The sequence below is a fragment of the Paenibacillus enshidis genome (genome assembly GCF_042136365.1).
GTDB classification, from domain to species: domain Bacteria; phylum Bacillota; class Bacilli; order Paenibacillales; family Paenibacillaceae; genus Paenibacillus; species Paenibacillus enshidis.
In genome coordinates this window covers 1-9581 of record NZ_JBHHMI010000053.1, presented here as the reverse complement: position 1 = coordinate 9581, position 9581 = coordinate 1, and the positions used below count along the sequence as shown (strand labels likewise).

Below are 9581 nucleotides of genomic sequence, written 5' to 3'. Positions count from 1 at the left end.
ACGAGTTATAACACCTTTTAACACTGGGGACATTCGACATGTGTCCGGCTGCGAATGGAAATTAAGAATGATGTAAATACGTGTGATGAAAAAACAGAATGATGTAAACCCCCGCTCGCCGCGAGCGGCGAAGGGGAGGAGATATCACTCTCAAGGGATTGAAAAAGCCCAGTAAATACGCGGTTATCTAGACTATACGTAAAAATTACGCATGATGAATTTAGTTAGGATAAGAATTGACGTCCCGACTGGTGTAACAGGCGTCACAGGGGTGACCGGGCTGACTGGCATGACGGGTGCTACGGGGGTGACAGGCCCTACAGCTCCGAACGTTACAGCGAATTATCTGCGTGATTTTGGAGCTTCATTCAGTACTAACAGTTTCGCTTCAACTACATTCCCCCTCACAAATATTTTACAAAATGGTACAGCGATTACGCCGGGTCCAGGCGGTTCGGTCAACCTGGCTGCTAATCAGGCATACTATGTAGACTATGAGGTTGATGCAGAAGTTCCTCCAGCTACTAATGCAGCAGCAAGTTTAACCCTGAATGGCGTTCTTATAGCTGGTACCGGTGCTCCATTTAATAACCCAACCGGGGGGCTTGTTTATAAAACTAATTTATCAGCAAGTGCTATCATTGAAACGGGAGCAAATGGTGGTAATTTGTCACTGAGAGTCAACTCTTCTGGTAATGTGACTACGTTTAGTGAAGCAACGGTCAGTGTATTTAAACTAGCTTAATCTTGAAAAGCATCAGCTCCCATCGGGCTAAGGAGAGAACCTGATGGTGGGTCAACTACGCCGCCCTTCAGAGGCTCAACCAACTTTTGGAGGGTGGCTCTGTCTGTTGAACCTCAGTACTCCAAAGAGGGAATGATGAATTTCAGGAAGAGGTGGGGTATGGAAGGGCCCAGCATCTCGTTATGTATGATCGTGAAGAATGAAGAGAAGTATCTTCCGAAATGCCTTGGCAGTGTTCAGGGTATGGTGGATGAGATTATTATTGTGGATACCGGATCCACGGATGATACGGTAGCGATTGCGCGGGCCTACGGAGCCAAAGTCATCCCGATGCCATGGCAAGACAGTTTTGCGGATGCCCGCAATCGCGGATTCGAGGAAGCGACAGGGGACTGGATTCTCTGGCTGGATGCCGATGAAGAGATGGGGGTAGATGAAGCTGGTAAGCTCAAAGAGCTACTGAACCGGGAGGCCATCCGTGAGCAGAAGATCGAGGGGATTCAATTGACATTCTGTCATCATGTGGAAGGGGGCGGAACGGAGGATGTTCATCTGCTCCGAATGGTTCGGAATCGGCCGGAATACCGCTTTGAAGGGAGGATTCATGAACAGATCTTGCCCGGCATGTTGAAATGTAATCCTGATCTGCAGCTCGGGCAGGTGGATATTCACGTCCATCATTACGGATATCTGCTCAAAAATATAGACGCTCAGGATAAAAAGCGCCGCAATCGGACGCTGCTTCAGCAAGCCATGGCAGAGAGCCCGGAAAATCCGGAATACTTTTATTATTGGGGCATTGAGCTACTCAGAATGAATGATCTGGAGGGAGCTCTGGGCAGCATGGAGGTGTTTTTGAACAGGGCGTCTAGCAACATAGGAAAGGGCATCCTGACCAGTGCGCACAAATACAGGCTGATGGCATTGAAGGATCTGGAACGTTATCACGACTTGATTCGGGATAGCACGGAGAGCATTGCTCTATTTCCAGGGTTTACGGACTTGTATCATTTAAAGGCCATCGGTTGCAGTTCCCTGGGGGAAATCAACGAGGCTATTCATTCATTACGTGAGGCGCTTAGCATCGGTCCTGCTGAGTCAGAGTATCAGAGCATAGCGGGATGCGGTACTTATTTAACGTGCCTGGATCTCGGGAGGTTGTATCATCTTACCGGAAATCCAAAGGAGTCTGATTTGTATTTTACGGTGGCGAGTCTAATGGTTGGCCATCCGGGAATCCGATTACTTCTGCCGCCCAGTTTTTGTATTAGCTTCAACCGGGGAGAGAACACCTTATAGTGAATCAACCATCCTCCTTAAAAAAAAGAAAAACCGCTCCAAAGGAACGGAATTTAATAGGCTTGCTTTCGCCACTCTTCAATGATTTGAATCGAAAACCCGGTGGCCTGTGCAATGGTTGAACTATCCATGCCCATCCGGATTAGTTCTTTAGCCACGGCTTCCTTACCCTCTAGCTCGCCGATTTCTTTACCTCTTTGCTCGCCTCTGCGTTCAATGTCATCCAGAATTTTTTCCAGCCCCATGAACGAAGCATCTCCTTTCACGCTTTGGATAAATTGCTGCAGACTTGGCTCATCCTCCGGGTAGATCGGGGTCATTAGGTAGTACTTTGAGAATGCTGGTCAACAGCAGTGGTTCAAATAGTACGTTTGAAGACGCAACGGTCAGCGTAATCAAACTGAAATAGTATCAGCTTACTGTCGGCTAAGATGAGGAATCGGAAGGGAAGTCACTTCGCCACCCTTCAAGCGTCTAACGAACTCTTGAAGGGTAATTGTGTTCTAAACAGACTGAAAATTAGGAGTGAGCACCTTGGCGGACATGGAACCCATTCTTGAGAACGACACGCCCCAGGAGGCATATCCGAAGATCAACCGCAATTTTGACCGATTGAATCAAGAAATTGCCGGAATCAAGGGGAGCATGGTGATTGCAAGTTTTTATGGCGTAGATGACAGCGTGGGAACGAACGACACCACAACCCTGCTCAATGATTTGTTTGCAGAGGCCAAGAGCCAGGGCAAAAGTACGTGTACTTCGACGTGTCTCATACGTATCATGTCAGCGGTCCATTGACTGAAGCGCGGGATTTGATCCTGCTGGGAGACGGAGCGACGATCAAAAGTAGTAATTTGATTCACTCCTGCCTAACGAACAATATCATAATGTATTCCATTTGCGAGAAGACCGTAGTGGCATCCCTCTAATGGACGATCTGGAACTCCATTTTCTCGAACTGCCGAAGCTCAGTGACCGGGCTGAGCCTGTAGAACGTCGCGGATTGGTGAATTGGCTGCTGTTCTTGAAGGGTGCGGATAAATCCCAATTGGGAGGTGCTGACGATGAACGAGCCGGTATTGAAAAAAGCCATGGATACGCTGGAATTTCTTAGCCCGGATGAAGAAGCCCGCCGATTGTATGAAGATCGGCAGAAGTATTTACACGATCAAGCTTCCATGATTGAGGGAGCGCTAGCGGAAGGAGAGAAAAAGAAAGCTACCCAAATGGCCTTGGAGCTTCTTAACCTCGGAGTGGAGATCTCAATTATAGCTAAGGCTTCAGGATTGTCTGAGTCTGAAATTATTGCTTTAAAAAATCAGGCCAGCTCGGACCGTTCCTGAATTTACGGAAAACAACGCCAATCCATCAGGGACAGCTTTCGTTCAAAGCTGTCCCTGATGGTGTATAATACCGCGTGTTCGGTTACGATCATTTTACTCTTCCTCAACATCCTTGAAATTCTGGATAGTTCCGGTGGTTTTTCTTGCCTTTGGCTGCCCACACTGTTGTAGATTCACGGCTCTTGTTGTGTTACGTACTTATTCGAGTTACGTTGGCGTAAATACTCCTGCATAAGTTGATCGCGTTTTTTGTGCTCCTCCTCATTATGAGGAGGGATTGCCAAAACACCGTTCCCCGCTTCAGAAAGTTTCTCAAATGCATCAATCATTTCTTTATCACCGGTCATTGTGGTTCTCACCTCCAAAGTATCGGTCCACCAAGTTTTTCGCGGCATTAGCTTCGATGGTCATTAAATGGGCGCCAATCCTTACTGCACCCAATTTTTCTTCGTAGTGTTGGATCAGGTTGGTTTTGGACGTAAATGCGATCACGCCATCGAAGCCCTGTTCAAAGCTGACTTTGCAAGCATATGAAAATAAGTGAGCCCCAACACCATTAGTTTGTAAACATGACGGTTAGGAGAGGAATATTCCTTTTTCCAATCGAAATTGACCCACCCCTGTTTATGTGTTAGTCGATTGAGATCAGATAACTTCAAAGATTCAATGACGGTACTATACTCTTCCCCAGACTCCCGATGAATTAAACATGGGGTTAATTCATCTATTAGGACTTCGATCTCGTTTCGATTCATAACTGCCTCCTCCATTAATTATAACATATCAGCCGCAATGCTTGACTACAGAAGTGGGAGGGGGATTTCCAATCTCGTAAGCAGGGAGGAGAACAGACGGCAGCCGTGCAGCATACCGCGCATAAAGTAGACTTATGATCATGCGTAATTCAAAAGATCCTGACGAAAGAAGAGATTGCTCCCGCCATGAGGGAAGGTTGAAGGAGAATCTGTGAAGGACTGGGTGATGGAACGGCCAGCAAGCAGCGATGGTAGCATCGTTGCTTGCTGGTGTCCAGTCCTCGTGTGAATTCGGCGAATTGATGGGATGCCTGAAATATGGGATTTTCGCGCATGAGACGTCAAATGATCCATTAATCATGAATTTGAAGATGATCTCCTGAACGGCTTAGGCCGTTCTTTTTTTGTAGTATAACGTTCGCAAAGAAGCCCCCGTACAGCCTTGTCTGATGCGGAGGCTACGACACGTTCGCGTCTACCCAATCATGATCTATAGAAGAATTACGAAAAAAGTGCAGTTCAAATTATGAGGCAAAGACGTGTAACAAAAAACGGAATTATGTTAACCTCCACTTGCCAAGCTCGGCGAATGGAGCGGGGGAGCCTTCCCCCTGGAGGCCTGAAAAAGCCCGGAAACACGGGATTTTTTTGATTATTCATAAAAATTACATTTAAAATTTTTATGGGGAATAAGAATTGACGTCCCGACTGGTGTAACAGGCGTCACGGGCGTGACCGGAGCGACAGGAAGGACCGGGATGACGGGAGTGACAGGTCCTACGGGTCCAAACGTCATGATGAACAATGCTGTTGCCTTCGATGGTTATGGGTCTGGTTTGGAGATTTTTGATGGGCAAGCAATACCTTTTTCGTTTGACAATATTAATGGTACAGCCATCCAACATACTACGCCTTCGGCCTTCATTCTGGCTCCTAATCAACAATACATGGTGGATTACGTTCTTACGGCGTCTTTACTGCAAGCTAATACAGACTATGGATCGGTACTCGTTTTAAACGGTACAACGATTAACAGTAGCCTATCTAACGTGGATACTTTCGATAATCAACCTCCAACGGAAACGACTTTCGCTAACTCCACTATTATAACTACTGGAGCTGTGCCTGGTACTCTCCGACTCCACCTACAAGCTTCTGCTACGGGTCGTAGCATAAACTTGGACAATTCCAATATGAGGATTGTCAAGATAGTATAAGAGCGGTTGCATGAATCTGTAAGCGGCTTGACGATTAAGACCTTGGCCCCCTTCAGACGGATATGGTTCTGGAGGGGGGACCTCCCTGCGGGCTTACAGGGAATGGGGGTTAGCAAGAACTTGGGAGAAGGGGGAACTATGGATCAACCAAGCATCTCGTTATGTATGATCGTCAGGAATGAGGAAGACTATCTTTCGAAATGTCTTAGCAGTGTCAGGTGGATCGCGGATGAAATCATTATTGTGGATACCGGATCAACGGATGGCACCCTGGCGATTGCGAAGGCCTTCGGAGCCAATGTGATTGAGATGCCCTGGGAGGACAGCTTCTCGGCTGCCCGCAACCGGGGCTTGGATGAAGCGACAGGGGACTGGATTCTCTGGCTGGATGCCGATGAAGAGATGGATGTGACCGAAGCCAACAAGCTTAAAGAACTGCTGACCCGGGATGCGATCCGGGAGCAGAGTGTCGAAGGGATTCAATTTTATTTTATCCACCACATGAAAGCCGGGGTGGAGGAACATAACTGTGTCCAGCGTATGGTGCGGAACCGGCCGGAATATCGGTTTGAAGGAAGAGTTCATGAACAGATTCTGCCGAGTATGCTGAAGGCCAACCCTGGCATGGCCATCGGGCAGGTCGATATCCATGTCCATCATTATGGCAATACATCCCAAAATATGGTGAAGAAGGACAAAATCAGACGAAACATATCGTTGCTGCTTCAATCTATCCAGGAGTATCCGAACTATCGGCAGTATCACTATTACCTCGGGGTGGAGCTTTACCGCATCAAGGAATTGGAGGCTGCCCTCCACTATTTTAATTCCGCTCTGGCCACTCCGACCGGTTTTTCGAAGACCATGTTGTCTACTGCGCATAAAAACCGGCTGATTACATTGGAAACAATGGGTCGTTTTCGTGACATGGTTCAGTGTAGTGCGGAGAGTATGGCTCTGTTTCCAGACTTCACGGACCTGTATCATTTAAAGGCGAACGGTTGGAAGGCTTTGGGGCAAGCGGACAAGGCTATTTATTGCTTGAGGCAAGCGCTGAACCTCGGACCGGCTCCGGAGGAATATTCATCCGGAGCCGGATTCGGAACGTATTTGGCTTACCGAGACCTTGGAATAGTATACGCGTCTGCCGGAAATCTGAAGGAATCGGACTTTTATTTGACCTTGGCTAGCCTGATGAGGAACGGTACGAAGATCACATTCCAAGAGCCATTGGAATTATAACGTGCTGTAAATTCCCGAAATAGCTTGTATTAATTTGTTGAAAATCCTAATAGACTGGAAATAAGGGATATGGCTGCTGGAAAGCCTGAAAACACAGACTTCCGGGCTGAGACGTCAAATAAGAAGCCACGATTTCCCGACTGGTGCAACAGGCGTCACGGGCGTAACCGGAGCGACTGGAAGGACTGGGATGACTGGGGTGACAGGCCCAACAGGCCCGGCTGTGACGGCGAATAATTTGATGATGTTTGGAACTTCGCCGGGAACAATTCCAAATGCTACTGTTCCAGTTACGGTGAGAGTACATCAAGATGGGACTGCTATCAGTCCGGGCGTACAAGGAACCATCAATCTGGCCGCGAATCAAACGTATTATGTGGACTACAGGACGAATGCCAATTCAACTGGCAATGTAGCTGCTGCCTTGGAGCTTGATGGAGGGCCTGGTAGTGTGACGGGAAGTAATGCCGTAGCTACGAGTAATGGTATAACGCAGGTTTTAGCAGGGAGTGCCATTATTAGTACTGGAGCAACGGCAGGTAACTTGCGTTTGCGGAACGATGGTCCTCTAACATCTAACTTTGGTTCAACAGCTATAAATGTCATCAAGCTGAAGTAAGCTGGCTTAACTTGGTTCATATCGCTGCCTTACGGGCAGCGGTGATTCCGATGGCCACTCCTGAGGCATATCAACGTGCCTGAAGGGTGGCTATCCTCAACGAATGAGAACCATAAACCTCGAATACTTCACGAACTGCATCCCGGTGATGAAGGGTCACAATGAACATAAAGGCTACTTGGAGCGGTTGAATACAATCCAAAGCGTGGTGGAACGGATGTTGATTCAAATGAACAAAAATGAATTGAGGCTGCAAAGCATTTATAAAGAGCTGAGCGAGTTGAAGAAGGAAGTGGAGGTTCTTGCAAACCCGGTCGATCACCACCGGGGCGAAGCTCGAAAGAAACCCGGTCCCAAGCCCAAAGGAGTCAAAAGGCACTATACCTTGGCCATGCCGCAAGAGGATTGGGCCATCATCGATGGCATGGTTCAGGCAGGACATTTTAAATATACCTCGGATTACTTTCGCTTCCTGCACCGGTCATTTGTCAAAAGCCAGCAAAAATAACCTGCACGACAGGGGCGATCTGGTGCCCCTTTTTTCGTCATGTTCGGAAAATCCGATAAGCGTCGGGACGAGGTTTGCAGATTCAGAAGGGCCCTATCCGGGCAATTCTTATTTTCAGATGGACAAGCAGTGTGCTTTCCGCAAAGGTAATGACAGGCATGTGACTCTACCATTCATGTCCAAAGAAAAGGAGGACACATTACGATAAAACGACAAAAACTACAGGGTAACGGACTACATGAAAGCTTGTGTATTTTGGATGGGACAAGGGGGGGGATCCATCCACAAGTGTTCTCGGCCAAGTATTAAAAACGATTTCATAAATGCCTGAAACCCACGTCATATCAAGGAATTCCGGCTCTTCGTAAACCGCATACGTTCAAGTTTATGGGGAATAAGAATTGACGTCCCGACTGGTGTAACAGGCGTCACGGGCGTGACCGGTGCAACCGGGATGACGGGAGTGACAGGCCCTACGGGACCGACCGTTACGGCGAATAACTTAAGTGCTGCGAGTACTACTATAAGATCAGTTCCCTTTTTGGGAGTTATCCCAGTTTCGGACGTGACGTCAAATGGAAGCGCGATTAAGAACAATAACGGAGTAATTACTCTAGCACCTAACCAAACGTATTCAGTAAATTATAACTCCGTTGCTTTCAACAGTTCTATCGGCACTGCTTCAGCGGCATTGGCTCTTAACGGAACAGCACTTGCCAATATTATTCCTGGTACACAATCAAGCCAAACTGGGGGAGCACCAAATGCTCAAACGAATCTTTCAGGGGGAACAATTATTTCAACAGGTGGGACATCAGCAACCGTTCAACTCATTAATTCTACCATTGGTTTTCCATCAATGAATTATCAGACAACTGCTGTTAATGTAGTAAAGCTGGCTTAACCTGAATAGCATCGGCTTCCTGGGAGTCAATGGCAGGGGCTTGATGATGAACTGAATATCTTCACCCTTCAGCGATTACACAGTCCTGGAGGGTGTTTTTTGAAGTGCCATTAATTCATTGCGGAAAGCACTGAGCTTGATTCCGGCTGAGTGGGCATATCCGAGCATAGAGGGACACGGTTTTTCAAATCAAAAGATGATCAGAATGAAGGATCACAATGAACATAAAGGCGCTTGGAGCGGTTGAATACAATCCAAAGCGTGGTGGAACGGATGTTGATTCAAATGAACAAAAATGAATTGAGGCTGCAAAGCATTTATAAAGAGCTGAGCGAGTTGAAGAAGGAAGTGGAGGTTCTTGCAAACCCGGTCGATCACCACCGGGGCGAAGCTCGAAAGAAACCCGGTCCCAAGCCCAAAGGAGTCAAAAGGCACTATACCTTGGCCATGCCGCAAGAGGATTGGGCCATCATCGATGGCATGGTTCAGGCAGGATATTTTAAATATACCTCGGATTACTTTCGCTTCCTGCATCGTTCATTTGTCCAAAGCCAGCAAAAATAACCCGCATGACAGGGGCGAGTTGGCGCCCCTTTCTTCGTCATGCTCGGAAAATCCGATCAGCGCCGGAACGAGGTTCGCAGATTCAGAAGGGCCTTATCCGGGCAATTCTTATTTTCAGATGGACAAGCAGTGTGCTTTCCGCGAAAGTGATGTACAGGCATGTGACTCTATGGCTATCCATCACACAAGTGTCCTTGGCCAAGTATTAAAAACGATTGCATAAATTCCTGAAACCCGCATCAAATCAAGGAATTCCGGTTCTTCGTAAACCGCACATGTTCAAGTTTACAGGGAATAAGCATTGACGCCCCGACTGGTGTAACATGGGAGTATGGTCATCGCCAGTTAATATGGCGTCGATGCCAGCGTAGCCCAGCGCATGAAA

The 9581-nt window shown here is 47.5% G+C and carries 12 protein-coding genes and 1 pseudogene; 10 read left to right on the top strand and 3 right to left on the bottom strand.

Features of this window, described 5'->3' with window-relative positions; all coding sequences use genetic code 11:
• The first annotated feature begins 289 nt into the window (after window positions 1-289).
• Window positions 290-745: a hypothetical protein gene (locus ACE41H_RS24865; protein WP_375358259.1), complete on the top strand. Its 456-nt coding sequence runs from the start codon at window positions 290-292 to the stop codon at window positions 743-745.
• A 159-nt stretch (window positions 746-904) separates the two neighbouring features.
• A complete protein-coding gene (locus tag ACE41H_RS24860) occupies window positions 905-2044 on the top strand; it encodes a glycosyltransferase (RefSeq protein ID WP_375358258.1) in 1140 nt (379 codons plus the stop codon).
• 53 nt (window positions 2045-2097) lie between these two features.
• Here ACE41H_RS24860 and ACE41H_RS24855 read toward each other — a convergent pair whose 3' ends face one another.
• A complete protein-coding gene (locus ACE41H_RS24855; RefSeq protein ID WP_375358257.1) occupies window positions 2098-2289 on the bottom strand; it encodes a hypothetical protein in 192 nt (63 codons plus the stop codon).
• Between the two features lie 289 nt (window positions 2290-2578).
• Between ACE41H_RS24855 and ACE41H_RS24850 the strand changes: the two genes are divergently transcribed.
• Both ACE41H_RS24850 and ACE41H_RS24845 read left to right on the top strand, forming a co-directional pair.
• Window positions 2579-2842 carry a hypothetical protein gene (locus ACE41H_RS24850; RefSeq protein ID WP_375358256.1) on the top strand — a complete coding sequence of 88 codons (264 nt, stop codon included), beginning with the start codon at window positions 2579-2581 and terminating at the stop codon, window positions 2840-2842.
• Window positions 2843-2903: 61 nt separating this feature from the next.
• Window positions 2904-3387: pseudogene (locus ACE41H_RS24845) on the top strand (Rpn family recombination-promoting nuclease/putative transposase); the annotation flags it as partial.
• Window positions 3388-3560: 173 nt separating this feature from the next.
• Here ACE41H_RS24845 and ACE41H_RS24840 read toward each other — a convergent pair.
• A complete protein-coding gene (locus ACE41H_RS24840; RefSeq protein WP_375358255.1) occupies window positions 3561-3734 on the bottom strand; it encodes a hypothetical protein in 174 nt (57 codons plus the stop codon).
• 141 nt (window positions 3735-3875) lie between these two features.
• On the bottom strand, window positions 3876-4142 hold the full coding sequence (locus tag ACE41H_RS24835) for a hypothetical protein (RefSeq protein WP_375358254.1): 267 nt from the start codon (window positions 4140-4142) through the stop codon (window positions 3876-3878).
• Window positions 4143-4900: 758 nt separating this feature from the next.
• Between ACE41H_RS24835 and ACE41H_RS24830 the strand changes: the two genes are divergently transcribed.
• The 6 genes from ACE41H_RS24830 to ACE41H_RS24805 all read left to right on the top strand — a co-directional run bounded on the left by ACE41H_RS24830 (window position 4901) and on the right by ACE41H_RS24805 (window position 9196).
• Window positions 4901-5359, top strand: coding sequence for a hypothetical protein (locus ACE41H_RS24830; protein ID WP_375358253.1), 459 nt, complete (start codon window positions 4901-4903; stop codon window positions 5357-5359).
• Between the two features lie 138 nt (window positions 5360-5497).
• Complete coding sequence (locus tag ACE41H_RS24825; RefSeq protein WP_375358252.1) at window positions 5498-6601, top strand: glycosyltransferase family 2 protein; 1104 nt, start codon at window positions 5498-5500, stop codon at window positions 6599-6601.
• Between the two features lie 190 nt (window positions 6602-6791).
• A complete protein-coding gene (locus ACE41H_RS24820) occupies window positions 6792-7220 on the top strand; it encodes a hypothetical protein (RefSeq protein WP_375358251.1) in 429 nt (142 codons plus the stop codon).
• Between the two features lie 103 nt (window positions 7221-7323).
• Window positions 7324-7728 carry a hypothetical protein gene (locus ACE41H_RS24815; protein WP_375358250.1) on the top strand — a complete coding sequence of 135 codons (405 nt, stop codon included), beginning with the start codon at window positions 7324-7326 and terminating at the stop codon, window positions 7726-7728.
• Between the two features lie 454 nt (window positions 7729-8182).
• Window positions 8183-8632, top strand: a complete 450-nt coding sequence (locus ACE41H_RS24810; RefSeq protein ID WP_375358249.1) for a hypothetical protein — start codon at window positions 8183-8185, stop codon at window positions 8630-8632.
• 243 nt (window positions 8633-8875) lie between these two features.
• A complete protein-coding gene (locus ACE41H_RS24805) occupies window positions 8876-9196 on the top strand; it encodes a hypothetical protein (protein WP_375358248.1) in 321 nt (106 codons plus the stop codon).
• Window positions 9197-9581: the final 385 nt, after the last annotated feature.

Coding starts and splice junctions, on each gene's coding strand:
- ACE41H_RS24865 (WP_375358259.1), top strand. CDS start 290: ATGACGGGTGCTACGGGGGTGACAGGCCCTACAGCTCCGAACGTTACA.
- ACE41H_RS24860 (WP_375358258.1), top strand. CDS start 905: ATGGAAGGGCCCAGCATCTCGTTATGTATGATCGTGAAGAATGAAGAG.
- ACE41H_RS24855 (WP_375358257.1), bottom strand. CDS start 2,289: ATGGGGCTGGAAAAAATTCTGGATGACATTGAACGCAGAGGCGAGCAA.
- ACE41H_RS24840 (WP_375358255.1), bottom strand. CDS start 3,734: ATGACCGGTGATAAAGAAATGATTGATGCATTTGAGAAACTTTCTGAA.
- ACE41H_RS24835 (WP_375358254.1), bottom strand. CDS start 4,142: ATGAATCGAAACGAGATCGAAGTCCTAATAGATGAATTAACCCCATGT.
- ACE41H_RS24830 (WP_375358253.1), top strand. CDS start 4,901: ATGACGGGAGTGACAGGTCCTACGGGTCCAAACGTCATGATGAACAAT.
- ACE41H_RS24825 (WP_375358252.1), top strand. CDS start 5,498: ATGGATCAACCAAGCATCTCGTTATGTATGATCGTCAGGAATGAGGAA.
- ACE41H_RS24820 (WP_375358251.1), top strand. CDS start 6,792: ATGACTGGGGTGACAGGCCCAACAGGCCCGGCTGTGACGGCGAATAAT.
- ACE41H_RS24815 (WP_375358250.1), top strand. CDS start 7,324: ATGAGAACCATAAACCTCGAATACTTCACGAACTGCATCCCGGTGATG.
- ACE41H_RS24810 (WP_375358249.1), top strand. CDS start 8,183: ATGACGGGAGTGACAGGCCCTACGGGACCGACCGTTACGGCGAATAAC.